Raw genomic sequence first — 25,297 nt, forward strand, 5'->3', positions numbered from 1 at the left:
GATGACAACCGACACCTCGACGAAGTCCCCGGAGGCGGCCGCCGTGCCGCCTTCGGGCGCTGCATCGGACAAGCGGGTCCAGACCGGCCACAAGCGCCTGCTGACCCGCCGCGACCGGCTCACGCTCGGCCTCATGGCCGGGCTGCCGACGATCCTGCACGTGGCCCTCGTCTGGGTCACGGCGCTCGCCTCCATCGCGCTCGCCTTCACCACCTGGGACGGCATCGGCTTCGACGCCATCAAGTGGGTCGGCCTGGAGAACTTCAAGCAGCTCTTCAACGACAACCCGCAGTTCTGGCCGGCCGTCCAGCACAACGTGATCTGGTTCGTCGTCCTGATCCTGATCCCGACGCCGCTCGGCCTGTTCCTGGCCGTGCAGCTGGACAAGAAGATCCGCTTCAGCCGGGTCTACCAGACCGCGTTCTTCCTGCCCGTCGTGCTGTCGATGGCGGTCATCGGCTTCGTCTGGCAGCTCGTCTACAACCCCGACACCGGCCTGATCAACAGCCTCATCGGGGCCAACGAGCCCGGCAAGTACATCGACTGGATCGGCGACCCGGACCTCAACCTCTGGGCCATCCTCATCGCCGCGTCCTGGCGCCACGCCGGCTACATGATGATCCTCTACCTGGCCGGCCTGAAGGGCGTCGACCCCGCGCTGCGCGAGGCGTCCGCCCTGGACGGCGCGGGCGAGTGGCAGACGTTCAAGAACGTCATCTTCCCCACCCTGCGGCCCACCAACACCATCGTCCTGGTCGTCACCATCATCGAGGCCCTGCGCGCCTTCGACCTGGTCTTCGTCTTCAACAAGGGCGCCGAGGGCACCGAGCTCCTGTCGATCCTGGTCACCAACAACATCATCGGCGAGTCCAGCCGCATCGGGTACGGATCGGCGATCGCCGTCGTCCTGCTGGTGATCTCCCTCGTCGTGATCATCCCTTACCTGGTGGCCACCTTCCGGAAGGAGCGGCGCGCATGAGCACCAGCGTCATGACCAAAGTCCGTCCGCCCGTCCGCCCCGCCCGGATCCTGCTGCACGTCTTCCTCGCCGGTGCGGCGCTGGCCTGGCTCGCGCCCCTGCTCTGGGCGATCTACGCGGCCCTGCGGCCGTACGGGGAGACCAGCGAGAAGGGCTATGTGTCCCTCCCGGACACGCTGAACCTCGACAACTTCATCAACGCGTTCACGCAGTCGGACATGTCCCACTACTTCGTGAACACGCTGTTGATCGCGGTTCCGGCCGTGCTGCTGACGCTGTTCCTGTCGTCGATGGTCGCCTTCTACGTCAGCCGCTTCGACTTCCGCGTCAACCTCTTCCTGCTGCTGGTCTTCACCGCGGGCAACCTGCTGCCGCAGCAGGTCATCATCACCCCGCTGTACCGCCTGTACCTCCTCGTCGACCTGCCCGGCATCACCATGTCCGGCAAGCTGTACGACTCCGCCCTCGGCCTCGTCCTCATCCACGTGGCGTTCCAGTCCGGCTTCTGCGCCTTCGTGCTCAGCAACTACATGAAGATGCTCCCCCACGAGCTGACCGAGGCCGCCCTCGTCGACGGCGCCTCGGTGTGGCGGCTGTACTGGCAGATCACCCTGCCCCTGTGCAAGCCGGCGATGGCCGCCCTCGCGACCCTGCTGTCCATCTGGATCTACAACGACTTCTTCTGGGCCCTCGTCCTGATCTCCACCGGCGAGAACATGCCGATCACCTCGGCGCTGAACAACCTCTCCGGGCAGTACTTCACCGACCCCAACCTGATCGCCGCCGGCGCGCTGATCACCACGGTCCCGGTCCTGATCGTGTACTTCCTGCTCCAGCGCCAGTTCGTCGGCGGCCTCACCCTCGGCGCCAACAAGGGCTGACGGCCCCTTCTTGAAAGAGACACCCGTGCACCACCCCTTCACCCCCGTCGCCTCCGTGCCCGTGGACGTGGCAGCCGCCCGTGTCCACGAGGAGGGCTGGCAGTCCTGGAGCCCCAGCGGCGCCTACGCCCTGGACGCCACGCCGTACCGTCCGACGAACGGCAACTGGGCGACGGTCTGCTACCGCCCCGGCGTCACCGTCCCCGAGGGCACCTTCCAGGGCGAGGGCCTGCTGGCGCTCGACCCGGGGGACGGGTCGCCGGTGCGGCTGTGGGCCGCCGCGGATCCGCTGACCGAGGCCCCGTCCATCCGGCTGGCCGTAGGGGACGGAGCCGTCGCGGAGGTCAGCGCCGACGGCCCGGTGAAGGAGTGGACGGGCCCGGACATCCAGTCGGTGCTGGCGAGTTGGGCGGACAGCCTGGGTCTTGAGGCCCCTCGCCCGGCTCCCACCGTCTGGTGCTCCTGGTACGAGTACTTCACCGCCGTCACCGAGGACGACATCCACGAGAACCTCCGCGCGATGGACACCCTCGACCTGCCCATCGACGTCGTCCAGATCGACGACGGCTACCAGAAGGCGCTGGGCGACTGGCTCACCCTCTCCGGCCGCTTCCGCTCCCGGCAGGGCATCGCCGACGCCATCCGGGCCCGCGGCCGCCGCGCCGGCATCTGGACGGCACCGTTCCTGGTGGACCCGGCGAGCGACCTGGCCACCGAGCACCCCGACTGGCTGGTCCGCGACCCGGCGGGCGGCTTCACGCACGCCGGCCGCAACTGGGGGCACGACCTGCGCGTCCTGGACACCACGCACCCCGAGGCGGCGGCGTATCTGACGGAGGTCTACCGCACCCTGCGCGCCGAGGGCTACGACTACTTCAAGGTCGACTTCCTGTACGCGGGCGCGCTGGAGGGCGTACGGCACACGGACGCCGACGCTCTCCAGGCGTACCGTTCCGGCATCGCCCTGATCCGCGAGGCGATCGGCGCCGACGCCTACCTGCTGGGCTGTGGGGCGCCGGTCCTCCCCTCCATCGGCCTGTTCGACGCGATGCGGGTCAGCCCCGACACGGCCCCGCACCGCCGCCCCGAGGCCGACGACTACAGCCAGCCCGGCCAGGATCCCGCCGAGTTCACGGGCGCCGGACGCCAGTGGCAGCACGGCCGCCTGTGGATCAACGACCCCGACTGCCTGATGGCCCGGCCCGCGGTGGAGACACGGGAACGCTGGGCGGCGCACGTGGAGGCGACGGGCGGCCTGATGGCGTCCAGCGACCGGCTGCTGTCGCTGGACCAGTGGGGCGTGGAGACCACGCGCCGTCTTCTCTCGGAAGGTGCCCGATGAAGCGCGAACTGAAGGTGCCCGGCATCGCCTACGGCGGCGACTACAACCCCGAGCAGTGGCCCGAGGACGTCTGGGCCGAGGACATGCGCCTGATGCGCGAGGCGGGGGTGACGATGGTCAGCGTCGGCATCTTCTCGTGGGCGCTGCTGGAGCCGAGGGAGGGCGAGTACGACTTCACCCTCCTGGACCGGGTCCTGGACCTGCTCCACGCCCACGGCATCGCGGCCGACCTGGCGACTCCGACGGCGGCCCCGCCGGCCTGGTTCTTCCGCGCCCACCCGGAGGCGCTGCCGGTCGACAAGGACGGCCGGGCTCTGTCGTACGGCAGCCGCCAGACGTTCTGCCCGAGCAGCCCCGCCTACCGGGAGGCGGCCCTGCGTATGGCGGGGGAGCTCGCCCGCCGGTACGCGGACCATCCGGCGCTGGTGATGTGGCACGTCCACAACGAGTACGGCTGCCACAACGCGGAGTGCTACTGCGACGAGAGCGCGGCCGCGTTCCGGCGCTGGCTGCGCACGAAGTACGCGGACGACCTGACCGCCCTCAACGACGCCTGGGGCACGCGCTTCTGGAGCCAGTGGTACTACGACTGGGACGAGATCCTGCCGCCCCGGCCGACCGGCGCGGTCCCGAACCCGACCCACCAGCTGGACTGGCGCCGCTTCTGCAGCGACGCATTGCTGTCGCTGTACGAGGCGGAGCGGGACGTCCTGCGCAAGGCGGCCCCCGCCATCCCCGCCACCACCAACTTCATGGTGATGCACAACTTCGACGCGCTGGACTACTGGCGGTGGGCCCCGCAGCTGGACATCGTCTCGAACGACCACTACCTCCAGTCGACGGACCCCGAGTCGGAGCTCGACCTGGCGTTGAGCGGCGACCTGGTCCGCTCCCTCGCGGGCGGCCCCTGGCTCCTGATGGAGCACTCCACGGGCGCGGTGAACTGGCAGCCCGTGAACCGCGCGAAGCGCCCCGGCGAGCTGCGCCGCAACGCCCTCGCCCATGTGGCGCGGGGCGCGGACGGCATCGCGTACTTCCAGTGGCGGGCTGCGAAGGCGGGCGCCGAGCAGTGGCACTCGGCGATGCTCCCGCACGCGGGCACGGACAGCCAGATCTGGCGGGACGTCGTCCAACTGGGCGCGGATCTGCGGGCGTTGGGTGAGGTGCGCGGCAGCGTCGGTACGGCCTCGGTGGCGATCGCCTGGGACTGGAACGCCCGCTGGGCGATGGAACTCCCCTCCCAGCCCAGCGAGTTGCTCCGCTTCCACGACCTGGTCCGCGCGTGGTACGAGCCGCTGTGGCGCTCGGGCGTCGCGGTGGACTTCGTACGCCCCGACGCGGACCTGTCCCGGTACCGCGTCGTCCTCGCCCCCAGCCTCTACCTGGTGGACGACGCGGGCGCGGCGAACCTGACGGGCTTCGCGGACACCGGCGGCACGCTGGTGGTGGGCTTCCACAGCGGCGCCGTGGACCCCAACTGCCATGTCCGGCTGGGCGGTTACCCGGGCGCGTTCCGGGAGGCGCTCGGAGTGCGGAGCGACGAACTCTTCCCGCTGCTGCCGGGTGAGTCCCTGGACCTGACCGGCGGCGGTACGGCGACCCTGTGGTCGGAGCGGCTGCGGCTGGAGGGCGCGCGGGCGGTGGCGTCGTACACGACGGGCCCGCTGGCGGGCACCCCGGCGGTGACCCACCACACGTACGGCCGGGGCACCACCTGGTACCTGGCCACCCAGCCGGACCCCACGACCCTGGCCGGCCTGCTGGCCCGCATCCACACGGAGGCCGGCGTGACACCGGTCCGCGCCACTCCGCCGGGAGTCGAGACGGTGCTGCGGCGGGGCGCGGACGCCGACTATCTCTTCCTGATCAACCACACGGACGAGGACGCCCGGGTCGCCACCTCGGAGCCGGCGGTGGAGCTGCTGACCGGGAAACCGGTGGCCGGGTCGGTTGTCGTGGGGGCGGGGGACGTGGCGGTGGTGCGGGAGCCGCGCGACGCCTGAGGGGGCCGGCGACTCCCTGTTGAAGCGGCCGATTCCGGGCCGCGCGGCGCGCTGGGCCGCCGCGCGGTCGTCGGTCGGCTCCAGGAGCACAGCCCGGTGTTCGCTCGGTGGGCGCCGAGCTGTGTCGTGGTGACCCCGGCCGCGGCGGGGCGGGGGAGGTCCGCGGTCGTGTGCGGCTGACTCCGTGACGACCCGCGCCCGGCTCAGCCGATGCAGAGTACGAGCACGCAGAGCTGCGACGGTGAGGTCGCGGCCGGGTCGGGGCTCTCCGGTGTCGTGCCCGACTCGGTGCCGCCGTCCGTGCTGCCCGAGTCGTCCGCGGCGGGGGGTGTGGGCGTCGGTGTCGGCGTCGTTTCGGCGGCGTCGGGGAGTGTTCCGCCGGTGGCGGGAGTGGCGGCGGCCTGTGGCTGGGTGGCCGATATCGGCGTCGTACGAGAGACGGTGGCTGCGTTCGGCTGGGTGTTCCGCGGTGTCGTGGTGAGCGGGGCCGTGTCCTGCCGGCCGGCGCGCTCGGGCGCGGTGGGCTGGGTGGCGGGCGTGGAGCCGGAGCGGCGGGTATCGGTGTCGGGGAGGGTGGGCGCGGGGAGGGCGTCCTGAACCTCTTCGTCGACCTCGGCGCCCGTGCCTCCGGCGACCTCGGGTGCGGTGGCCGCCTGGGTGCGGTCGCCGCCCTGGCGGTCCATCGAGGCCACGGTCAGTGCGCCGCCGACGAGTGCGAAGGCGGTCGCGACCACGGCCCGCCGCTGGCTCTTCTTCCAGCGGGCGCGCTGCCGACGCCGTGCCGCCCGTCCCTGCGGCGCGGGAGGCGCGTCCACGAGGTCGGCGGCTTCGGCGGCGGTCTCGAGCTGCGGTTCCTCGTCCGTCATGTCGAGGAACCGGCCGTCGTCCCAGGTGTCCGACGCCGGGACGGTACGGCTGACGGCCGTGACCGGCGCGATGTCCGGGGCGTAGGAGCCGCAGCCGGGACACACCAGAGCGCCGTTGAGGTGGCGCCGGCATGAGGAGCAGTAGTCCATCTGCGGTCTTCCTGGTCGCACGGGGTCGCACTGAAGATCGAGCGGGCAGCAACGGTAACGAGGCCTGCGGAAGACTGTGTGCAGGCCGTGTAAGGCTCCTGAGGGGATTCCCGGCGGCGGTTTGGAACTCCCGCCTGCCGGAACCGTCTTGTCCGAAAAGCACATGGCCACGATCGGAGGACACGGTTTCCCCCGATACGGGTCATGCCGTGGTGCGGACGTGCCACCGGGGTGCGCGGGAGCGTTAGCTGCGACATGAATTGCACAGTCATCACAGGACGCCTGCTCCTGCCGCGCGGCGAGCGGCGCCCGGCACCGCAGCAGGACCCGCCCATCTACGCCGCCCTGGTCCTGGAGTGGCGTACCGGCGGACGGACGGTCCCTGTCACACGGGACGGACAGCGGACCGCCCTGGTCGCCGGCGTTTCTGGGGGCCGGTGAGGGGGCGAGCCGGTGTCAGCAGGGCCGGCCGACGCCCTGGACGCGGGCTCTCCCGGTGAGCGCCCCGCACATGGGACAGCGTTGCCGCGCCCCGGCCTGCGCGGCGAGGGTGCCCGTGGCCTGCTGCAGGGCCAGTTCCACGGCGGCGGGCACGAACAGCGTGCCGGAGCCGTCCGGCGGCACCAGCCAGCGCAGCCGCCCCGCGGCCCGGTGCGGTGCCGGCACGGTGATCCACGAGCCCGTGGTCAGATAGCGGATGTCCGCGCCGATCCAGCGCCCGTCGGGATCCGGCGGCAGGAAGAACGCCACCCGGTGCGCGACGGCGTCGGCGAGCACGGGACCGGGTGCCTGCGGGATGCTCAGCAGGGAGTCGAGGGCCAGCACGCCCAGTTCCTCGGGCACGCTCAGCACGTCCCAGAACCGTCCGCAGGACAGCAGCGCCGTCCCGGTCTCCCCGTGCCACTCCCGCTTGCAGGCCCGTGGGTCGGTCGAGGCGGCGGCGAGCCACTCCATGGCTTGTCGCGTAACTGTTCGCATGGGCATCCTCCGGGATACGTTCGCAACAGTGCGGGGGCGGCATGCTCATGCTTGTAGATATTTCTATGGTGCGGAAGGGGTGGCGAACCATGGCGATTGCGACCGTTATGTTCGCGCCTGGAGCAGGTGTTCCCGTGACCGCGGAAGGCTCGGCGACACCATGAGCCCGACCGCGAACTGGACCCGTATGCGGCGGGCATGGCGCAGCGCGTTCCGGCGGGACCCGCTGGCGCCGCTGGTGGAGACGGCGCGACGCCTCGACTACGGCGCGGGCCGGGTTCCGGCGCCGGTGACGAGGGGGCGGGAGAGACCTGAACGCCGGTGAACAGCACCGGAATTGACGACCGGGCCGTACAACCGATCGAGAGACGTGCTGGTCGGCCAGGGCATGACACGCTTGTATACGTCATGCCGGTACTCACCGGCGTGGACGCCGGCGAGCCGGCCGCGTTCGCGAAGGTCATCTGGACCGCCGACTGCACGCCCGACACCGCCGCCACGGCCGTCTGCGACGTTCCTCCGCCGGCGGATTCGTCTCGCCGCCGCATCGCTGACGTCGCTCAGGGGATGATGGCCGGCATGGGCATCCGCATCCGCATTGACGCCGTCGAGCTGCCCGGTCTCGTCACCGGCGAGTGGTCCGACATCCATGTCGCCGTGCAGCGCCGCGACCGCCCGGCCGAGCTCCTCGACCCGCGGCCCGGCGACGCCGTGTCCGCCACCTGGACCCTGGAGTGCACCACGGTCGCCGCCCCGCACGGCACCGATGTGCGGGGCCCGTACGTACAGGGCCGTCCGGGCGGCCGGTTCGTCCACCTGTCGTGGGGAACGGTCGACGACGCCGGCACCTTCACCATGTTCCGCCGGGCCAAGCTCATGCTCGACGCCGTGCCCGCCGAGACACTCGACGCCGCCGCACGCACCGGCCTGCTGGTCGGCCGCCTCGGCCTGACCGACGCATGCGGCATGCCCCTGTGCGCGCGGGTCGTACCACCGGGCATCACCTGGACCGCCGAAGACGCCGACTGAGCGCGTCCGCGACCGAACTCACGCGGCCGGCTCCGGCTCCGTCCCTGCCTCCGTCTCCACGGGCAGTTCCGCCAGCCGCCACTCCAGCATCCCCTCCACCAGCCGGACCGCCCTGCGGCCCCGCTCGCGCAGGAGGCGTACGGCGTCGTGGGCCAGGACGCAGTAGGCGCCCCGGCAGTACGCCACCACCTCCGTCTCCTCCGGCAACTCCGCGATGCGGTCGGCGAGTTCGGTGACCGGGATGGACAGCGCGCCGGGGATGTGTCCCGCCTCGTACTCCTCCGCCGGACGCACATCGAGGACGACGATCTCGCCGGCCGCCGCGCGGGCGAGCAGTTCCTCCCGGTCGGCCTCCGCCACGTCGTCCGTGCCGAGGCCGAGGTAGGCGCGCCGGGCGGGCTCGACGGCGTCCTGGTGGACCTGGGCGACCCGGCGCAGCAGCGCGTAGAGGGCGGCGACGTCGTCCCCGGCCAGCCGGTAGTGGATGCGCACGCCCTCGCGCCGGGTGGCGACCAGGCCGGCCTGTTTGAGGGTCTGCAGATGTGCCGACGCGGTGGTCAGGTTCAGCCCGGCGGCCCGGGCGAGGGCCTCGACGGGGCGCTCGCCCTGGGCCAGCAGATCGAGCAGCTCCAGGCGTTTCCCACTGCTCAGCGCCTTGCCCGTGCGGGCGAAGGCGTCGTACAGCGCGGCCTTGCGGACGGCGTCTCCCATGGCATCCTCCATAATTCCATGGAATAGTGTAGTGGTGGCCGGGCACAGAGACCAGCCGGCCCGTACCGTGGCACTTGGAGGCCCCGATGGGATTCGCCGACGACCACCTCGTACCGCTGGTCGACACCGGACTCGGCAACAGCGCCTACCTCGTCGACCTCGGAGACGGCCGCGCCCTGGCAGTGGACGCCGGCCGCGACCTGCGCCCGCTGCGTGCCGAGGCCGGGCGGCGCGGGCTGACCGTCGCGTACGCCGCCGACACCCACCTGCACGCCGACTTCCTGACCGGCGCGCTCCAGCTCGCCGCCGACGACGGGTCGACGGTGCTGGCCTCCGCCGCCGGCCGCCGCGCCTTCCCGCACACCGCGCTGGCCGACGGCGACGAGGTGGACCTCGGCGGGCTCACTCTGCGCGCGCTGGCCACGCCCGGCCACACCGACGAGCACCTCTCCTTCGTACTCCTGGACGGCACGAGGGAGTTGGGCGTGTTCACCGGCGGCTCGCTGATCGTCGGCTCCGCCGCCCGCACCGACCTGCTCGGCGCCGACCGCACGGAGGAGCTGGCCCGCGCCCAGTACCGCTCGCTACGGCGGCTGTCCCACCTCCCGGACGCGACCGCGGTATGGCCCACACACGGCGCCGGCTCCTTCTGCTCCGCCCCGCCGGGCGCCGAACGCACCACGACCATCGGTGCCCAGAAGCGAGCCAACGCCCTGCTTGCCGCGCCGGACGAGGACACCTTCGTACGGCAACTCCTCGGCAGCCTCGGCTCCCATCCCACGTACTTCGACCGCCTGGCCGAGATCAACCGGCGCGGCCCCGAGGTCCTCGCCGCGGCGCCCTCGCTCCCCGCCCTCTCCGCGGCCGCGGTACGCACCCTGCTCGGCGAGGGCGCGCAGCTCGTCGACGTACGGCCGATGCGGGACTTCGCCGCCGGGCACGTCCCCGGCGCGGTCTCCAACCCGCTCCGCGCCCAGTTCGCCACCTGGCTGGGCTGGCTGCTGCCCGACGACACCCCACTGGTCTTCGTCACCGCACCCGGCCAGAACCTCGCCGAACTGACCTGGCAGGCCCTGAAGATCGGGTACGAGCGGCTGGCCGGCCACCTGGACATGCAGGCCTGGACGTCCGACGGCGGCGCCCTGGACACGGTCGAACTACTGACCGCCGACGACATCGGCAACCGCCCGGTCCTCGACGTCCGCCAACACTCCGAGCGCGTCGCCGGGCACATCCCCGACGCCCTCGGCATCGAACTCGGCGACCTGTCCGCCCGTACGGGCGAGGTGCCGTCCGGGGCGCTGGTGCACTGCGCTCACGGTGAGCGGGCGATGACTGCCGCGAGCCTGCTGCAGCGGGCCGGGCATCGCGGTGTGGCGGTCCTCTCCGGGGGGCCGGATGACTGGGCTGAGGCGACTGGCCGGCCGCTTCGGGAGGGGGCGTGACCGGTACGAGCGCCGTGCCGGGCGCCCCAGCCGACCGAGCCGCCCGCCCGCCCCAGGAGGGTCCATGACCGGCACGGCCACCACCCCCGGCGGCCCACGGCTCGGACTCCGCGCCAACCTCGCCCAGTTCGCGCTGCTCGTCCTCGTCAACGCCCTCGTCGGCGGCATGCTCGGCCAGGAGCGCACCGTGCTCCCGCTGCTCGCCGACGACGTCTTCCACCTGTCCGCCTACACCGCAGCCCTCACCTACATCCTGGCCTTCGGCGCCACCAAGGCGGTCACCAACTTCTTCGCCGGTACCCTCTCCGACCGGTACGGCCGCAAGCCGGTGCTGGTCGGCGGTTGGCTGGTCGCCCTTCCCGTTCCCGCGATGCTCGCCTGGGGGCCCACCTGGGGCTGGATCATCGCCGCCAATGTTCTGCTCGGCGTCAACCAGGGGCTGGCCTGGTCCACCACCGTCATCATGAAGATCGACCTGGTCGGCCCGGAGCGCCGCGGGCTTGCCATGGGGTTCAACGAAGCCGCCGGGTACGTCGCCGTCGCCGCCACCGCGATGGCCACCGGCGCCATCGCCCAGCACGCCGGGCTGCGCCCCGAGCCGTTCCTGCTCGGCGCCGTCTATCTCGTCCTGGCCCTGGGGCTGTCCACCCTCGCCGTCCACGAGACCCGCGACCACGCCCGGGCCGAGGCCGCCCTCCACCCCGTACCGCCCGCGAAGGACGTGACCACCGCACAGATCGCGCGCCGCACCAGCTTCACCGACAGGGCCCTGTCCGCCGCCAGCCAGGCCGGCCTGGTCAACAACCTCAACGACGCCCTCGCCTGGGGTATCTTCCCGCTGCTGTTCGCCGCGCACGGTCTGAGCGTCGGGCAGATCGGCGTCCTCGCCGCCCTCTACCCCGCCGTGTGGGGCGCGGGGCAGATGCTCACCGGCTGGTGGTCCGATCACGTCGGCCGCAAGCACCTCATCACCGCGGGCATGCTGCTTCAGGCCGCCGCGATCGGACTGGTCGCGGCCGTCGGCACCTTCCCCCTGTGGGCCGTCGCCCAGATCCTGCTCGGTATCGGTACAGCGCTCGTCTACCCCACCCTGCTCGCCGTCGTCGGGGACGTCGCCCACCCCGCCTGGCGGGCCCGCGCCGTCGGCGTCTACCGCCTGTGGCGTGACGGCGGCTTCGCGGTCGGTGCCCTGCTCGCCGGGATCCTCGCCGACGCCTACGGCCTCACCACCGCCGTCTGGGCCGTCGCCGCCCTCACCGCGGCCTCCGGGCTGACCGTCGCCGCCCGCATGTACGAGACCCACCCGCGCCCCGCTCACGGGGTGGACGGCCCGCGCTGACCTGCGCGGTAGTGCGCACTCCGGCCACGCTGGCGCATTGTTGTCGCCCCACCGCCTCACCGGCGCCCCCTTCAGGGGCCAGCGCCTCCCGGGGGTGATGGGGCCCCTGGCTGCCGCGCGGGGTGCACCACTGCCGCCCCGGCCGCGCATGCCCCCTGTCGCGACCGGGGCGGCGCTCGGGGCGCAGTCAGCCGAGCGGCACCGTGGCGAAGGACTTCCACTCGTACATCTGGTTGTCGCGGTGGAGCACGATGAGCTCCGCGCCGGAGATCCGTGCCTGCGTCGGCCTCATCAGGCTGAGTCCGGCGAGGGCCTGCGCGATCGGCTCGGCCGGGCCGTCGCCGGCGCTGTAGGCCACGGAGACGTGCGGGGTGAAGCCCTCCGCTTTCTCCGGTACATCACCCAGAACATCCCCGATGGCGTCGCGGATGGCGTTTCGCACGTCCCGGACAGGTCCGTCGGGATGGACGTGTAGCAGGACCGCCTCGGGGTCCAGGATCTCCGGCCCGATCTGAAGGCTGAAGGCCGGAACGGCGGCAAGCCGGGCGCGTGCCACATCCACGATGGCGTGAATGTCCTGCTCCTTGGCTTCGCCCACGAAGCCGATCCCCTGCATGGTCAGGTGCAGCCAGCGATCGGGGATCGGGGTGAGGATGTCTCCGAGAGGCGCGAGCGCGGCCCGGTATTCCGCAGCTAGCCGGTGCACATCGTCCTGACCCTCGAACGTCAGGTGCCAGGTGTAGAAGCGGCGCCCCACACTCCAGCCGGGCCGCCACCACCAGTGGTTCCGCATGGTCTCGGGTTGAGTCGTCATAGCCCGAGATCAAATCAGCCAGAGCTGTCTCCTGACGAGAGTGCGATGTGCCGCGGAGCCGAGTCCACGCAGAACTCTTCGATCGCCGCCCGCAGCCCGACCGCCGCGCTGCCACTGGAGTGTGTCCGGCCAATGCCCGACGACAGCTCCTTGAGACGCTGCGTGACGGGCGCCAGGCGATGGTCTGGAGGGAGCGTGAGGACCGGCGCGAGCGCTTCGAGTGCGCCCTCTGCCTCCCCGGTGGCGAGGTGCGCTGCGGCTTGGCTGATGTGGATCTGGGCCTCTGTGCCGTACGCCCTGACGGGCTGGACGGACAGCAGGGCGAGAGCGTTCTCCGCTGAGTGCAGGGCGTCGGCGGGGCGGCCCACACGCAGCCATACGGCGGCAGCGTAGTTCTCCTGCCGCGCTGGCTGGCAGGAGAAGATGCCGCCGACCTCGTCGTCACCGTTCAGGGAGGCCCGCGCGTCCTCGGCGCGGGCAAGGGCGGCCAGGGACTCGCTCTGCGCTCCCAACTCGGACCAGGCGTCGGCTTCCTGGCAGGCGAGCAGTACCGCGACCGTTCCCATCGTGCGGAATGTGGCGCCGTGCCGGGCGAAGTTGATCGCTTCCCGCAGACGGCCGTCCCAGAACGCCACCTTGGAGCGCGTTGAAAGCACCCAGGCCCGCAGGTCGTTGTGGCCCGCCAGTTCTGCGCACAGCCACGCCGTGCGGCCCTGCGTGTCCGCATCCCGCAGCTGGCCAAGGTCCGAGGACATCCAGGCAAGCAGGCCACACAGATAGCCGGCGGCCATGTACAGGTTGGAGGACTGGCGCGGGTACTGGTGGCCTTCGAGCAGTGTGAACACGCGGTCGCGCAGGTCGCGCGTCCGCACGAAGAGCGCGACAGGATCGGACGTGAGGTAGTCCGAGGTCAGGCCTCGCGTCTCGGCCAAGAGCTGTTCGAGTGCGATGTCGCCGACGTTCGAGGCCTCCGCCCATTGCGCCCACGTCGCCGACTCGTCTGCGGCCAGGCGCACCAGCTCCGACCCGGTGGGCTCCGGCGTCGCCACGGGTGCGGCGTGAGACGCTGCTGGTTCGGTTTCCTGCGACCGATGGCTGATGGAGCGCAGGTCCGTCTCGGGGAGCGCGCGCCGGTCGTCGAGGTCCAAGAGGTCTTCGACCTGGCAGGAGAATGCGGCGGCCGTCGCGAACAGTACGGCAAGACTGGGTCGACGTGAGGACGGCCCCGGCCATTTCTCCCACTTGCCCACCAGGGAGGCATCCGCCGCGACAGACTCGCCGGGGCGGTGGTTGCTGACTTGGGTGATGCGGTCGGCAGTTTCTTGGAGAGTCCAGCCGTGGGCGTTCCTCCAGGCTTCGCGCGGGCGCATCCGGAAGCGGGTGCGCATCTCGATGGCGATGTCGGCGAGCGTGCATCCGGCGGCTGTCATGTCGTGGCGGAGGGCATCCCGTTCCTGCTTGGAACCGGGCTTGATGGGGGCGTTCATTGGCAAGCTCCCTGCGCGGCGTCGTGGACTCACCGTAGCCGTGATGTCACTCAGTCGAGTTATGGCAGACCGCAATTGGGCGGGCGCGCAGTCCAACCAGCTGTCCACAAACGGTCATTGTTCCTGGTCACGGCGATCTGGGCTGTCCAGGAAAGTTGGTCACGGCTGCCCGTGACGCCGAGCGCCGGTGTTGGAACGGTAGGGGGGCAATCAACGATCCCACCGGCCACGGTTCCGAAAGACCCCGGCAACCGCTCGCGACGGCCCCGGGGCGCGGCCGACTGTGAAGGAGTCGACAATGAACCTTGTATCACAGCTACTTGCGTGGGCGAGAGCGGTGCTTTTCGGGCCGTCTGAATCCGGTCGCCTCGCCTCCAGCGCGGGCCCGGAAATTGACCGGAGGCTCCCGGTGCGTTACCCGTCGCCGCAGCAGTGGACACGCGTCCTCCGGCGCGCTCGCCACCGCCGGGCCCCGCACCTGTGGCCGTCCCCCGAACTGGCCGCCGCAGCGGGCGCCCCCATCACCGGCGCGCTCGTGCGTGCCTACGTGTTGCCGGAAGGCGAACGGACCCGTGCCCTGGCCGCATCTGTCGGGGAGGGCCGGTGACGATGGCCGTCTACAAACCACGCCTCGGCGACGCCTTCGAGGACACCAGCAGCGAGACCGCCCCGCCGGACATCGAGACGATGCGCGCCACCGCCTCCCGCGTGCTCGGCCCGGACGACGGCCCCGGCGTGCTGCCGCCGGCCCTCGCCGAACTGGACACGCTCACCGCCACGCTGCGCGGCCACCTGGAGTTGCTCGTCCCCGAGGTCGAGCAGGCGGCTGGGCCGCGCCCCAGGGACGTGCAGACGTACTGTGCGCTTGCCTGCGTCGGCGAGGCACGTCGGAAGCTGAGTGTCGCGCCGCGCCCCGAGTTTGAGTCCCGCGTTGCCCATGCCCGGCGCCTGGCCTGGTCCCTGAACGCCTTGTGCGACCATCACGAGCGGCTCGGCGGGGCAGCGTCGTGACCGCGCCCGCAGCCGAGGCACCGCCGCTTTCCGGGGTCTTCGAACTTGAGCGGTGCGCCCCTGTTGGTCGGCGTCCGCCCCCAGGGCCCTCGTAAGCCGGGGATGTGACACTCTCGCGGAAACTGTCACATCCTCGCGGCTTACCAGTCGGCGCCCGGCGTCCGTGTACCGCTCAACTTCGAAGACCCGCTTTCCGCTGAGTGCGAGCTGGCGAAGCGGCCCGGCTACAAGGACTTGCACGGCCACTGCCGCCAGACCAAGGACATCCCTCTTCCCCACGGGGGCGGCATCCTGCTGCATCGCCGATGCGGCTGCTCCTGCCACAGGCGGACCGGGCGCGTGTCGTGACGGCAGTCGTTGGCCTCCTGCTGTACGTGGGGGCCGTGACCGCCCCTGTCCTCGCCCTGGTGCTGGCGCGGACACCCTCCTGACGCACCCCCATGGCGACCGCAGGGTCAGGGTCGCACCCCGTAGATGCCTCTCCCGTCGCGGACCGCAAGCCGCGGCGGGAGGGGGCCGCAAGACACCCGCCCAGGTCCCCACCCTGGACAGGTCGAGCCTGGGGCGGAGGTTCGGAAGTTCGCCCGGCTGTCGGTGAACGGCAGCAACAGACCACACCGGAAGAAGGACGAAGGCCGACCCGAGGGCGATCGACGCGTTTGCCGCGGCCACCCTCCGCATGTATCGCGCGTTCGCTGAGCGGAAACCCGATGTGCCGTGGCTCAAGGCCATGGAGGCAGCGGCCCAGGCATGGGCAGACCACCGGCGCGTGACCGTGGCGTGACAGCGGCCTGCGTGACCGGCCCCGCTCGTCTGAACTCCGTGGCGGATGGGCGGGGTCACTCAGTCCACGAGGAACGGAGACTCGCTCGTCGAAGGGCGGCGATGCCGCAGCAGGTCGCCGTAGCGGGGGTTCGTCTCGTCGGCCTCGATGTGCTGGAGCGTGCGGCGGTCGATGCCGGTGATCTCCGCGAAGCGCTGCCGGCCTGATCTGCCTGACCAGCGGCGGGAACCCGTACGACAAGCCGGTCTCGGTCGTCCAGCTGGATCCGGGCGGGGAGGGCGACGGCAGGCTGAGGTTCGTGGGCCTGGGCTGGCCCACCGGCCGGGAACAGCCGAAGAACTGTGTGATTCCCAGCAGTTCGCCGTAGTCTGCCGCAGGCGCGGAGCCGCCGAGTTTAAATCGTTTCAAATAACGGTCTCATTAGTTTCGTCGGTTCTGTTGACCCCCTTTCTGGACAGCGCCTAGCCTCCGGGCAACCCGCATGAAACCTTTCACCATCCCGAGGGTGCCCCCATGTCCAGCCACGTGTCGCGCCGAAGACTCCTGCAGCTGGGGGGCGCCACGGCCGCCTCCGTCGTCCTCACCGGGCCTCAGACAGCCGCCGCGGCCCCCTCCGCGGACGTCACGGGCGCGCCCCTCGCACCCACCGGCATGCTGACCGATCTGCTGCCGCAGGCCCTGGACGCCCCCGCCGGACAGCGGCCGCGCTTCAGCTGGCAGGTCCCCGACTTCGGCGAGGGCACCCTCCAGCGCGCCTACCAGCTGCAGCTGGCCGCCACCCCGACCGGGTTCGAGGCCGACCAGCTCCTCTGGGACAGCGGCAAGGTGGCCTCCCCGGCATCCAGCGCCGTGGCCCCCGGTCTTCCGGCACTGCAGCCCCGTACCGCCTACTGGTGGCGGGTGAGCAGCTGGTCGGACGAGAACAGGCGGTCGGCCTGGTCGAAGCCGGTGCTGCTGGCCACCGCGGTGGAGGACGAGTGGCGGGCCGAGCCCATCTGGGCCCCGGCCGGACCCACCATGACCGACGGCACCTTCGCCACCCGGCTGAAGATCTCCGCGGTGGCCGCCGGCCTGTGGTTCCGGGCCACCAACACCGCCAACAACTACATGTGGCAGCTGCGGGCCGGCAGCACCGCCGGGGTGCTGCGCAAGCACGTCTGCGTGAACGGCACGTACAGCGTCCTCGGCGAGGTCACCCTGCCCTTCCCGGTCGCCACCGGCGAGTGGCTGGACTTCTCGGTCACCATGACCGGCGCCACCTTCACCACCACCGTGAACGGCACCGTCGTCGACACCACCACCCACACCCGGTACACCTCGGGCAACATCGGCCTGCGCAACGGCCTCACCGAATCGCAGGTGTACGACAGCGTCCGCTTCACCGCCGCCGACGGCACGGTACTGCTGCAGGACGACTTCGCTTCGGACAAGGGCACGTTCGCCGCCGGCACCGTCGCGAACGGCGTGCTCACCCTCCCGACGGGCGCCTCCTCGCTCTCCTCCTACGGCGCCGACGACACCTGGGCCCTGCTGCGCCACGAGTATGCCCTGGACAGCGGCGCCGCCGGCAAGGACGTCGCCGCCGCCGTACTCCATGTCGCCGCCACCTCCGCCGGCCCCGCCCGCCAGTACGTGGCCAAGGTGTGGAGCAACGGCAGCCCGGTCGGCTACGCCTCCGTACGCTCCGGGACCGGAGTGGCGTACCAGTCCTTCGACATCACCGACACCCTGCGCGCCGGCCGGGCCAACGCCCTGGCCGCGCTCTGCCACACCACCTCGCAGCAGAAGTTCCTGGCCCAGCTGGAGATCACCTACGCCGACGGCAGCCGCGCCACCATCGGCTCCGGCGCCGACTGGAAGGCCCGCCGCCAGGCCGGCCTGCTACCTGCCAAGGGCAGCGCCGGCAGCAGCTACTTCACCGTCCCCCAGGAGTTCTGGGACCTGCGCCACGAGCCCGTCGGCTGGACCGAGCCGGGCTTCGACGACGCCGACTGGCACACCCCTGCCGGCCGCTCCGCCATCGACGGCCTGGTCCCCGCCCCGATCGAGCCGGTCCGTCTGCACAGCATCACCCCCGCCTCCGTCACCGAGGTGGCCGACGGCCGCTGGCTGGTGGACCTCGGCCGGGAGATCGTCGGCGGCCTGTCCCTGGAGATCACCGGCACCGCCGGCGACACGGTGGAGGTGCGCCTCGGCGAGGAGCTCAACACCGACGGCACGGTCAAGTACCAGCTGCGCGCCACCAACAGCTACCGCGAGGTGTGGACTCTGCGCGACGGCGCCCAGCGCTTCGAGCACTGGGGCTACCGCGGCTTCCGCTGGGCCGAGCTGCGCACGTCCCTGGACCTGACCGGGGCGACCGTCAAGGGCCGCGCCTGGAAGGCCGACTGGAACAACTCCGACTCCTCCTTCACCAGCTCCGACCCCGACCTGGACCGCGTCTGGGACCTGTGCCGCTACTCCATCGAGGCCACCCGCGGCGACCTCTACACCGACACCCCGACCCGCGAGCGCGGCCCCTACGAGGGCGACGCGCTGATCAACCAGCTCTCCGAGTACGGCGTACAGCGCTCCTACGCGCTCGCCCGCTGGTCCAACGACTACCTGGTACGCCAGGGCACCTGGCCCACCGAGTACCGGCTGATGTGCGCGATATCGGCCTGGGAGGACTACCTCGCCACCGGCGACGACCGCCAGCTGGCCAAGGACTACGACCTGCTCGCCGCCAAGAACCTCACCTCCTACCTGGGCACCGACGGCCTGGTCCACAAGTCGCCGGGCTCCACGAGCCGCGACCTCGGAGACCTCGTCGACTGGCCGACCGCCAGCCGGGACGGCTACGTCTTCACCAACGTCAACACCGTCGTCAACGCCTTCCAGTACGCGGCTTTCGACGCCCTGGCGAGGTGTGCGGACGTCCTCGGCAAGACCGACGAGGCCGCAGTCCTGCGCGACCGTGCGGACACCCTCGCCGCCGCCATGCGCAACACCCTGCTCGACAGCTCGTCGGGCCGCTTCCTCGACGGCGCCGGCACCACTCACAGCGCCCAGCACGCCACCGCGTTCCCGGTGGCGCTCGGGGTGGCGGACACCCTGTCCGACGACGTACGGGCAAGGCTGGGCGACACCCTCGCCGCGGGCGGCATGAAGGTGAGCGTCTACGGGTCGCAGTTCATGCTCGACGCACTGTTCCGGCTCGGCCGCGCCGACGCCGCCCTCGCGCTGCTCACCTCGAAGGCCACCAACTCCTGGCTCCACATGCTGGACGACCTGAAGGCCACCATCGTCACCGAGGCCTGGGACCCCTCCCTGAAGCCGAACATGACCTTCTCCCACGCCTGGGCCTCCGCCCCGGCCAACGCCGTCGCCCGTCACGTGCTGGGCGTGCAGGTCACCGAGGCGGGCGCGGCCGCCTTCCGGATCCGCCCCCGCACCGGTTCGCTGACCGAGGCCGACGGCACGGTCCCGTCGCTGCGAGGGCCGGTCTCGGTGGCGGTACGCCGTACCGCCGGCACGCACTCGCTCCGGGTGACCTTGCCGCCCAATACGCGGGCCGTCCTGGAGCTGGAGATCGGCGACGCCGACCCGGCGGCGTACCAGGTGACCGCGGCTACGCCCGGGAACGCCGGACGCGTCAGGGTCACGTCGTTCGCGGACCTGACGGGGACGGTGCTGAGGGTCGGGCCGGTGGGGTCGGGGACGGCGATGGTGGCCTTGAAGGGATAGGCCGTCCGGATACCCCCGCGGGGTAAGGGTCCAACGGCCCGGTGTCTTGGCCTCATCGGCCCATGACGCCGGGCCGCGCCGGGGCGACGGTGAAGGTGAGGCAGCGGGAAGACGCAGGCGCCGGGCCCGGTCTCCCGCAGACCCGTGAGGAAGCGGGTGACCGTGATGTTCTGGTACGACCACGATCTCGGCGGATGGGGCTGGTTCGCCATGTCGGCGAGCATGATCCTCTTCTGGGCCTTGATCATCGCCGCCGGCGTCCTGCTCTTCCGCGCCCTGGCCCGGACCAGCGACACCAGGACGACGACCGGCACCCCGCCGGCCACCCACCCCGAGGAGTTGCTCGCCGAACGCTTCGCCCGCGGAGAGATCGACGAGGACGAGTACCACCGCCGCCTGACCGTCCTGCGCGCTCGCGCCGCAGACGGCCGGCCTCTCAGCAAGAGCTGACCACAGACCGACGGGCACGCCCCCGAGGAGGCCCGCGATGAACACCAACCAACGCAACTACGGCACGTACGCCGTCGCGCTGGCGATCGCCGTGGTCGGCGCCCTGGCCCTGGGCGTGCCGGTGGGCACGCTCGCCGTTGCGGCGATCGTCCTGGCCTGCCCGCTGATGATGTTCTTCATGATGCGCGGCATGCACGGTGGCGGTGGCATGCACGGCGGCCACGACACCTCCCACGGGTCCCGTCCGGACGACGATCCGCTGACCAAGCACGACGACCGGCCACCGCGGCGGATCTGACCGGCCGGCCTGTCGAGCCCGGGGAGTGAGCGCCCCATGTCCGCGGCGATCGCCGCACTGCTCGGGGTGGTCATCCTGGCCGGTGCCGTCTACGACACCGTCCGCCTGATCACCCCGCGGGAGCCCCGCTGCCCGCCGTCGGCCCGGCTGCGCGGCCGTCGTGCCGCGCTGGACGCCACCGAGCGGTGGAACACCGTCCTGCTGCTGCACGGCCGCATCACCCCGGCCGACTACCGGGCCCGGATGAGCCACCTCGCCCACGGTGAGCGCCGTCCGGGCCCCACCCGCCACGCGAGGGCGCACGGACGAGGCCGTCATGGCTGACACGGCCCACGGTCTGCGGCCACTGGCGTTCCGAATCCCACGACCGAGGGGACCGGGGCACTGGGGCGACGGGCGCCCGCCGCGGCGGCGTCCCGCGAAGTGCTGTGGCGGCGGGGCAGCGCAGCCGCGTGCCCGGCGCCACGCAGGATTGCGGCGCAGCCGCCCGTGAGCGGCGCGGACGCCTGTGCGGAGGACGGGCCGGTGCCTTCCCTCGGCGCGGCCGAACGGAGTCGCGCGGTCCGCATGGCTACAGACGCCACGGGACGCCACCCCCGCAGGGCCTTCCCGGCCGCCCCGCCCCACGAGACCGCCGCCCTGCCGACCGCCCCCGCCCGCCGATCGGTACGCTGAGCCGGCCGAAGTGAAGACGAGTACCCCGCTCAGGGGACGCGCTGCGGAGGGCAGGCACGTGACGACGAGCAGAGCCGCGGCGACCGGGAGCCTCCTGGCGCGCCTGCTGCTGCTCGCCCTGCTCCTCATCGGCCTCGGCGTCGTCCACACCCTCGCGCACGCGGACGCCCACACGGGCATCACGACATCCGCGACCGAGCACGAGCACGCCGTACACCCCGCATCGGCCGCCGCCGACACCACGCCGGCCCCCGCAGCCACGACCCCGGACACGCTCGGCTCCCAGCCACCGACGGAGCCGGCCACGACATCCCCGGTTGCCGAAGACCACGACGAAGAACCCGGCCACGGCCACTGAGCTACTCGGGCGCGAAGAGCTGGAAGAACGTCGGGAAGGTGCCGAGGACACCGAGTGCGATCAGGACCAGCGCCACCGTCAGCGCACGGCCGGTCTCCCGGGGTTTGTTCCGCAGCGCCAGGTGCAGCACCGCCCACGAGACCAGCCAGACGATCACCGCCATGCAGGTCTTGCCGGACAGCGGGCCGACCCGGTCGTTCCACTGCAGCCACTCAGCCACGTCCTCGCTGGCCTCGGCCAGGGTCGTGAACAGGCCCAGAGCCGCGGCACCGATGCCGGCGGCGATGATCGCGGCGGAGATCGGTCCCTCGGGCCGGTCGACGTCCGCCGTGCCCTTCTCCTCGTTCACCGGGGCCGGGGGGAACGGCTGGTCGGCGTGTTGCGCGTGTTCCTCGTGCTCGGGCATCTCGCTCACTCCCCGGTTCACTCGACCGGTGCGACTTTGGTGATGAGGGCGCCGAACGCCCCGGCGACCGCGGCGAAGGCGAAGGCGAGCACGAACAGCAGCATCGTGGTGCGCCGTACCCGCTCGTGACGGATGAGGGTGGTGCCGTAGTAGAGGACGATGAAGGCGACCGCGGTGGCCAGGATCGGACTGAGCCAGGCGATGTGCTCCTTCCACTCCATGCCGAACTTGTGCCAGTCCGCGGTGTCCGGATCGGCCAGCAGCTGAGACCTGGGGCTGTCCGGCACCTTCTCCCGGTACCACGGGTAGACCACCCAGGTACCGGTGATCACGGTCGCCCAGGCGGCCACCGCCATCGCCGTGACCCCGATCCTCAGCCGCCGCATGCGCTCGACGACACCGGTGCCGGTGACCAGGGCCGTCCTGAGCCCGTAGAGGTCGGCCAGTCCGCCGGCGAAGGCCAGCAGGAACACCGCACCGAGGACCATGCCGTGGATCAGTCCCCACACCTCGCGGTCCGTGAAGTTCATCGCCCACCTCCCTGTGCGTTTCCTGTATATCCGTGTGCGGGAAACTAGGGCGCTGAAACGGCTGTGGCCAGGGGCCGAACAGCCCACCGTTGTCAACCCGAAGGCCCCCTGCGCCCCTGCCTCACTGCCGCCCGCGTGCGCGCCCGGCCCCCGGTGGAATAGTGGAAGAGACGGACATCGCGGTCCGTGACCGGCCGGAGGTCGGCTCCCGGAGGGAGGCCCGGTGTCAGTGGACGCGCTCGACACGAAGACCGTGACGGCCCTGGTCGAAGACGCCACAGCCGCCCCGTCCATGTTCAACGCGCAGCCGTGGAGGTTCCGCTTCCACCGCGCCGACAGCACCTTCCACGTGCGCTCGGACCTGGAGCGCGCCATCCCGCGCGCGGACCCCACCACCCGCGCCCTGCACCTGGGCTGTGCCGCCGCCCTGTTCAATCTGCGGGTCGCCGCCGTTCACGCGGGCCGGCAGCCGGTCACCGAACTGCTGCCCGATCCCGCGGACCCGCAACTGCTCGCCACGGTGCGGCTGACCGAGCCCGCCCCTCTCGACACCGACCTCGCCCCGCTGTATCCGGCGATCCACCGGCGCCACACGAGCCGCCACCCGCTCTCGGACGAGGAGATACCCCAGCCCATCAAGGACGCCCTCAGTGCCGCCGCCCTCCTGGAGGGAGCGCGGCTGACCTTCCCCGACACATGGCATGTGCAGACACTTCTGGACCTGGTCCAGGACGCGGAGGGGCGCGACGCCACGGACCCCGCCGCCGCCGAGGAACTGCGGCGCTGGACCCGCGTCGGCGCCGAGGCCGTGGACGCGGCGTCGGACGGGGTCCCGGACTACGCCTTCGGCCCGCGCAAGCACGGCGGCAGGGCGCCGGTACGGGACTTCGCCGGCCGACATCCCGTGCCCGGCCGCGACGCCGCCACCTTCGAGAACGCGCCCCAGCTCGCGCTACTCGGTACCACCGACGACCGGCCGAGGGACTGGCTGCGGGCGGGCCAGGCCCTGGAGCGCGTCCTGCTCCAGGCCACGCTGGACGGGCTGGCCACCTCACTCACCTCGCACGCCGTCGAATGGCCGGAGATCCGCTGGATCGTCCGCGACCCGGAGTCGGCGACAGGTTTCGTACAGATCGTGCTGCGGCTCGGATACGGCCCCGCAGGTCCACGAACGCCGCGCCGCCCCGTACACGAGGTACTCGACATCGAGTGAGCTTCGCTTGTTAATTCTCGGATAACTCTTCTACAACCTTCCGTCGCGCACGTCTGTCTGACTAACGAACAGATGTTCAAAAGGAGTTGATGAAGAGGAGCCCCGAACGTGACCGTGCGTTCCTTTGCCCGGCGGATGAGACCGAGAGTCGAGCGGAAGGCCGCCGAAAGGGTGTGGCAGTTGCGCACCATGCGGCGGCGTCGCAGGGCAGCGGTCACGGATCCGGTGCTCCGCCCGGTGGCGGTTCGCGGCCAGCAGCTCTACGGACGGGTCGTGACCCGGTTCAGCGCAGCTGAGGCGGCCGCCGCCAACCTCGGCCTGGTCGTCGCCGCGCTGGAGCAGGAAGGTATCCCGTACTTCCTGGTACGGGCGGCCTCCCGGACGCGCCACACGGTCGGCGTGAACGCCGTGGACCGGGAGCGCTTCCTCACCACGATCGAGGCGCAGAACGCGGGGAAGGCGGTGTTCATCGGCAGACCGCTGCCCGGCGGAAAGCTCAAGCACCCCGCCCTGTTCATGGACGGCGTACTGCCGGCCCGTCTGCGTACGGCCCCCGTACTGCGGATCGGGGAGAACCACCTCGGCCCCTCGGGCCAGCTGCTCGCCGGGCCGGAACTCGCCTGCGACGTCGAGTTCTGGGAGGACGGCGCACAGCTCCTCGCCTCCGACGACGGCCCTCGGCGACTGGCCAAGGTGCAGCCGCAGGCGTCCGAGGACATCTTCGCCGAGTCCCTCGTCGCGCCGCGGAACAACGGCATCACGGACGTACTGCCGGCGTCCGAGCAGGAACCGGCCGCGGTGCGGATCGGCGACCGGGAGCTGCCGAGCTTCGTCCCGCTCACCCTGCCGACCGTGGACGACGTGACCTTCCCCGTCGACGTCGTCTACACCTGGGTGAACGGCGAGGAGCCGGAGATGCGGGCCAAGCGGGCCCGGTACCAGGAGCACGGCATCGCCGAGATCCTGGACAAGGAGACCAACGCCTCCCGCTACACCAGCCACGACGAGCTGAAGTACTCGCTGCGTTCGCTCGCGATGTACGCCGACTTCGTCCGGCACATCTACCTCGTGACCGACGGCCAGCAGCCGCACTGGCTCGACGACCGGGACCCGGGGATCACGGTCGTGGACCACCGCGACATCTTCCCGCAGGACGTCCTGCCGGTGTTCAACTCGCACGCGATCGAGACCCGGCTGCACCACATCCCGGGCCTGTCGGAGCACTACCTCTACTTCAACGACGACGTGTTCGTCGGCCGCCGGGTCAGCGCGGAGCACTTCTTCCACGGCAGCGGCCTGATGAAGATCCCGGTGTCCCCGCTCAAGATAGGCGTCGGCAAGCCGCACGCCGAGGAGACGGCAACCAACTCCGCGAGCAAGAACGTCCGCCGACTGCTGCTGGAGAAGTTCGGCCGGATGACGACGAACAACTTCATGCACACCCCCCTGCCGCAGCAGAGGCAGACTCTGCAGTCGATCGAGGAGCTCTTCCCGGAGGACATCCGCCGCACCACGGCGTCCCGCTTCCGCTCACCGCAGGACCTCGCCATGACGGCCCCGCTGCTCTACCAGTACGCGCTGATGACCGGCCACGGAGTGCAGGGGAAGTACAGCTTCCGCTACGTGAACATCAGCCGCCCGGACGCCGAAGCCCGCCTGGCCGATCTGCGCCGCAACCGCCGCTTCGACTTCTTCTGCCTCAACGACGTGGACGTGCCACCCGAGGAGCGCGAGCAGGTGGGCGTCCGGATGAACGACTTCCTGGAGGACTACTTCCCCTTCCCGAGCCCTTTCGAGAAGCAGAAGTAACGGGGCAGGGGGG

General features: G+C 71.4%; 24 protein-coding genes. 17 read left to right on the forward strand and 7 right to left on the reverse strand.

Annotated features, from left to right (window positions below; genetic code table 11):
- Position 1: 1 nt before the first annotated feature.
- The 4 genes from AQJ91_RS18115 to AQJ91_RS18130 are packed head-to-tail and all read left to right on the forward strand — an operon-like array spanning position 2 to position 5,205.
- Entirely contained in the window at positions 2-979 is a 978-nt protein-coding gene (locus AQJ91_RS18115; protein WP_067022334.1) for a carbohydrate ABC transporter permease, read from the forward strand.
- The gene (locus AQJ91_RS18120) at positions 976-1,860 is read left to right on the forward strand and encodes a carbohydrate ABC transporter permease (protein ID WP_067022336.1); all 885 of its coding nucleotides are present in this window, start codon (positions 976-978) and stop codon (positions 1,858-1,860) included. Before AQJ91_RS18115 ends, AQJ91_RS18120 begins: the two co-directional genes overlap by 4 nt.
- A 25-nt stretch (positions 1,861-1,885) precedes the next feature.
- Positions 1,886-3,202: a glycoside hydrolase family 36 protein gene (locus AQJ91_RS18125; RefSeq protein WP_067022338.1), complete on the forward strand. Its 1,317-nt coding sequence runs from the start codon at positions 1,886-1,888 to the stop codon at positions 3,200-3,202.
- Positions 3,199-5,205, forward strand: a complete 2,007-nt coding sequence (locus AQJ91_RS18130; protein WP_067022340.1) for a beta-galactosidase — start codon at positions 3,199-3,201, stop codon at positions 5,203-5,205. The genes AQJ91_RS18125 and AQJ91_RS18130 overlap by 4 nt, the downstream gene beginning before the upstream one ends.
- 203 nt (positions 5,206-5,408) lie before the next feature.
- Here the strand turns inward: AQJ91_RS18130 and AQJ91_RS18135 are convergent, their stop codons facing one another.
- The gene (locus tag AQJ91_RS18135; protein WP_067022342.1) at positions 5,409-6,221 is read right to left on the reverse strand and encodes an SCO2400 family protein; all 813 of its coding nucleotides are present in this window, start codon (positions 6,219-6,221) and stop codon (positions 5,409-5,411) included.
- A gap of 255 nt (positions 6,222-6,476) precedes the next feature.
- Here AQJ91_RS18135 and AQJ91_RS53645 point away from each other — a divergent pair, with 255 nt between their 5' ends.
- Entirely contained in the window at positions 6,477-6,662 is a 186-nt protein-coding gene (locus AQJ91_RS53645) for a hypothetical protein (RefSeq protein ID WP_159054599.1), read from the forward strand.
- A gap of 15 nt (positions 6,663-6,677) precedes the next feature.
- On the opposite strand, the gene AQJ91_RS18140 is transcribed toward AQJ91_RS53645, so the two are convergent.
- Positions 6,678-7,175 carry a hypothetical protein gene (locus tag AQJ91_RS18140; RefSeq protein ID WP_234382473.1) on the reverse strand — a complete coding sequence of 166 codons (498 nt, stop codon included), beginning with the start codon at positions 7,173-7,175 and terminating at the stop codon, positions 6,678-6,680.
- Between the two features lie 184 nt (positions 7,176-7,359).
- Here AQJ91_RS18140 and AQJ91_RS53650 point away from each other — a divergent pair, with 184 nt between their 5' ends.
- Positions 7,360-7,524: a hypothetical protein gene (locus AQJ91_RS53650; RefSeq protein ID WP_159054600.1), complete on the forward strand. Its 165-nt coding sequence runs from the start codon at positions 7,360-7,362 to the stop codon at positions 7,522-7,524.
- Positions 7,525-7,766: 242 nt separating this feature from the next.
- Positions 7,767-8,228: a DUF5990 family protein gene (locus AQJ91_RS18145; protein ID WP_067022591.1), complete on the forward strand. Its 462-nt coding sequence runs from the start codon at positions 7,767-7,769 to the stop codon at positions 8,226-8,228.
- An 18-nt stretch (positions 8,229-8,246) separates the two neighbouring features.
- Here AQJ91_RS18145 and AQJ91_RS18150 read toward each other — a convergent pair whose 3' ends face one another.
- Positions 8,247-8,939 carry an ArsR/SmtB family transcription factor gene (locus AQJ91_RS18150; protein ID WP_107122470.1) on the reverse strand — a complete coding sequence of 231 codons (693 nt, stop codon included), beginning with the start codon at positions 8,937-8,939 and terminating at the stop codon, positions 8,247-8,249.
- Positions 8,940-9,025: 86 nt separating this feature from the next.
- On the opposite strand from AQJ91_RS18150, the gene AQJ91_RS18155 reads away from it, so the two are divergent.
- Both AQJ91_RS18155 and AQJ91_RS18160 read left to right on the forward strand, forming a co-directional pair.
- Positions 9,026-10,384, forward strand: a complete 1,359-nt coding sequence (locus AQJ91_RS18155) for an MBL fold metallo-hydrolase (RefSeq protein ID WP_067022348.1) — start codon at positions 9,026-9,028, stop codon at positions 10,382-10,384.
- A 64-nt stretch (positions 10,385-10,448) separates the two neighbouring features.
- The gene (locus AQJ91_RS18160) at positions 10,449-11,723 is read left to right on the forward strand and encodes an MFS transporter (RefSeq protein ID WP_067022350.1); all 1,275 of its coding nucleotides are present in this window, start codon (positions 10,449-10,451) and stop codon (positions 11,721-11,723) included.
- Between the two features lie 187 nt (positions 11,724-11,910).
- Here AQJ91_RS18160 and AQJ91_RS18165 read toward each other — a convergent pair whose 3' ends face one another.
- Both AQJ91_RS18165 and AQJ91_RS55655 read right to left on the reverse strand, forming a co-directional pair.
- Positions 11,911-12,537: a 2'-5' RNA ligase family protein gene (locus AQJ91_RS18165; RefSeq protein ID WP_067022352.1), complete on the reverse strand. Its 627-nt coding sequence runs from the start codon at positions 12,535-12,537 to the stop codon at positions 11,911-11,913.
- Between the two features lie 14 nt (positions 12,538-12,551).
- Positions 12,552-14,132 (reverse strand): helix-turn-helix transcriptional regulator, encoded by a 1,581-nt coding sequence (locus AQJ91_RS55655; protein ID WP_234382474.1) that lies wholly within the window; start codon positions 14,130-14,132, stop codon positions 12,552-12,554.
- A 501-nt stretch (positions 14,133-14,633) separates the two neighbouring features.
- Here AQJ91_RS55655 and AQJ91_RS18180 point away from each other — a divergent pair.
- The 6 genes from AQJ91_RS18180 to AQJ91_RS18205 all read left to right on the forward strand — a co-directional run bounded on the left by AQJ91_RS18180 (position 14,634) and on the right by AQJ91_RS18205 (position 21,326).
- Entirely contained in the window at positions 14,634-15,035 is a 402-nt protein-coding gene (locus tag AQJ91_RS18180) for a DUF6415 family natural product biosynthesis protein (RefSeq protein ID WP_067022356.1), read from the forward strand.
- A 1,297-nt stretch (positions 15,036-16,332) separates the two neighbouring features.
- Positions 16,333-19,545, forward strand: a complete 3,213-nt coding sequence (locus AQJ91_RS18185; protein WP_067022358.1) for a family 78 glycoside hydrolase catalytic domain — start codon at positions 16,333-16,335, stop codon at positions 19,543-19,545.
- Between the two features lie 165 nt (positions 19,546-19,710).
- The gene (locus AQJ91_RS18190) at positions 19,711-19,995 is read left to right on the forward strand and encodes an SHOCT domain-containing protein (RefSeq protein ID WP_067022598.1); all 285 of its coding nucleotides are present in this window, start codon (positions 19,711-19,713) and stop codon (positions 19,993-19,995) included.
- 37 nt (positions 19,996-20,032) lie between these two features.
- A complete protein-coding gene (locus tag AQJ91_RS18195; protein ID WP_067022360.1) occupies positions 20,033-20,293 on the forward strand; it encodes a DUF2933 domain-containing protein in 261 nt (86 codons plus the stop codon).
- A gap of 36 nt (positions 20,294-20,329) precedes the next feature.
- A complete protein-coding gene (locus AQJ91_RS18200; protein WP_067022362.1) occupies positions 20,330-20,617 on the forward strand; it encodes a hypothetical protein in 288 nt (95 codons plus the stop codon).
- 409 nt (positions 20,618-21,026) lie between these two features.
- Positions 21,027-21,326 (forward strand): hypothetical protein, encoded by a 300-nt coding sequence (locus AQJ91_RS18205; protein ID WP_067022364.1) that lies wholly within the window; start codon positions 21,027-21,029, stop codon positions 21,324-21,326.
- 1 nt (position 21,327) lies between these two features.
- Here the strand turns inward: AQJ91_RS18205 and AQJ91_RS18210 are convergent, their stop codons facing one another.
- Together AQJ91_RS18210 and AQJ91_RS18215 are read right to left on the reverse strand one after the other, a co-directional pair.
- On the reverse strand, positions 21,328-21,732 hold the full coding sequence (locus AQJ91_RS18210) for a hypothetical protein (protein WP_159054601.1): 405 nt from the start codon (positions 21,730-21,732) through the stop codon (positions 21,328-21,330).
- A 17-nt stretch (positions 21,733-21,749) separates the two neighbouring features.
- Entirely contained in the window at positions 21,750-22,262 is a 513-nt protein-coding gene (locus tag AQJ91_RS18215) for a hypothetical protein (protein ID WP_067022368.1), read from the reverse strand.
- A 223-nt stretch (positions 22,263-22,485) separates the two neighbouring features.
- Between AQJ91_RS18215 and AQJ91_RS18220 the strand changes: the two genes are divergently transcribed.
- Positions 22,486-23,475: an Acg family FMN-binding oxidoreductase gene (locus AQJ91_RS18220; protein WP_067022370.1), complete on the forward strand. Its 990-nt coding sequence runs from the start codon at positions 22,486-22,488 to the stop codon at positions 23,473-23,475.
- Positions 23,476-23,610: 135 nt separating this feature from the next.
- Positions 23,611-25,284, forward strand: coding sequence for a stealth family protein (locus AQJ91_RS18225; protein WP_234382476.1), 1,674 nt, complete (start codon positions 23,611-23,613; stop codon positions 25,282-25,284).
- Positions 25,285-25,297: the final 13 nt, after the last annotated feature.

This window comes from Streptomyces dysideae, assembly GCF_001514305.1.
GTDB classification, from domain to species: domain Bacteria; phylum Actinomycetota; class Actinomycetes; order Streptomycetales; family Streptomycetaceae; genus Streptomyces; species Streptomyces dysideae.

Coding starts and splice junctions, on each gene's coding strand:
- AQJ91_RS18115 (WP_067022334.1), top strand. CDS start 2: ATGACAACCGACACCTCGACGAAGTCCCCGGAGGCGGCCGCCGTGCCG.
- AQJ91_RS18120 (WP_067022336.1), top strand. CDS start 976: ATGAGCACCAGCGTCATGACCAAAGTCCGTCCGCCCGTCCGCCCCGCC.
- AQJ91_RS18130 (WP_067022340.1), top strand. CDS start 3,199: ATGAAGCGCGAACTGAAGGTGCCCGGCATCGCCTACGGCGGCGACTAC.
- AQJ91_RS18135 (WP_067022342.1), bottom strand. CDS start 6,221: ATGGACTACTGCTCCTCATGCCGGCGCCACCTCAACGGCGCTCTGGTG.
- AQJ91_RS53645 (WP_159054599.1), top strand. CDS start 6,477: ATGAATTGCACAGTCATCACAGGACGCCTGCTCCTGCCGCGCGGCGAG.
- AQJ91_RS18140 (WP_234382473.1), bottom strand. CDS start 7,175: ATGGAGTGGCTCGCCGCCGCCTCGACCGACCCACGGGCCTGCAAGCGG.
- AQJ91_RS53650 (WP_159054600.1), top strand. CDS start 7,360: ATGAGCCCGACCGCGAACTGGACCCGTATGCGGCGGGCATGGCGCAGC.
- AQJ91_RS18145 (WP_067022591.1), top strand. CDS start 7,767: ATGATGGCCGGCATGGGCATCCGCATCCGCATTGACGCCGTCGAGCTG.
- AQJ91_RS18150 (WP_107122470.1), bottom strand. CDS start 8,939: ATGGGAGACGCCGTCCGCAAGGCCGCGCTGTACGACGCCTTCGCCCGC.
- AQJ91_RS18155 (WP_067022348.1), top strand. CDS start 9,026: ATGGGATTCGCCGACGACCACCTCGTACCGCTGGTCGACACCGGACTC.
- AQJ91_RS18160 (WP_067022350.1), top strand. CDS start 10,449: ATGACCGGCACGGCCACCACCCCCGGCGGCCCACGGCTCGGACTCCGC.
- AQJ91_RS18165 (WP_067022352.1), bottom strand. CDS start 12,537: ATGACGACTCAACCCGAGACCATGCGGAACCACTGGTGGTGGCGGCCC.
- AQJ91_RS18180 (WP_067022356.1), top strand. CDS start 14,634: ATGGCCGTCTACAAACCACGCCTCGGCGACGCCTTCGAGGACACCAGC.
- AQJ91_RS18185 (WP_067022358.1), top strand. CDS start 16,333: ATGTCCAGCCACGTGTCGCGCCGAAGACTCCTGCAGCTGGGGGGCGCC.
- AQJ91_RS18190 (WP_067022598.1), top strand. CDS start 19,711: ATGTTCTGGTACGACCACGATCTCGGCGGATGGGGCTGGTTCGCCATG.
- AQJ91_RS18195 (WP_067022360.1), top strand. CDS start 20,033: ATGAACACCAACCAACGCAACTACGGCACGTACGCCGTCGCGCTGGCG.
- AQJ91_RS18200 (WP_067022362.1), top strand. CDS start 20,330: ATGTCCGCGGCGATCGCCGCACTGCTCGGGGTGGTCATCCTGGCCGGT.
- AQJ91_RS18210 (WP_159054601.1), bottom strand. CDS start 21,732: ATGCCCGAGCACGAGGAACACGCGCAACACGCCGACCAGCCGTTCCCC.
- AQJ91_RS18215 (WP_067022368.1), bottom strand. CDS start 22,262: ATGAACTTCACGGACCGCGAGGTGTGGGGACTGATCCACGGCATGGTC.
- AQJ91_RS18225 (WP_234382476.1), top strand. CDS start 23,611: ATGAGACCGAGAGTCGAGCGGAAGGCCGCCGAAAGGGTGTGGCAGTTG.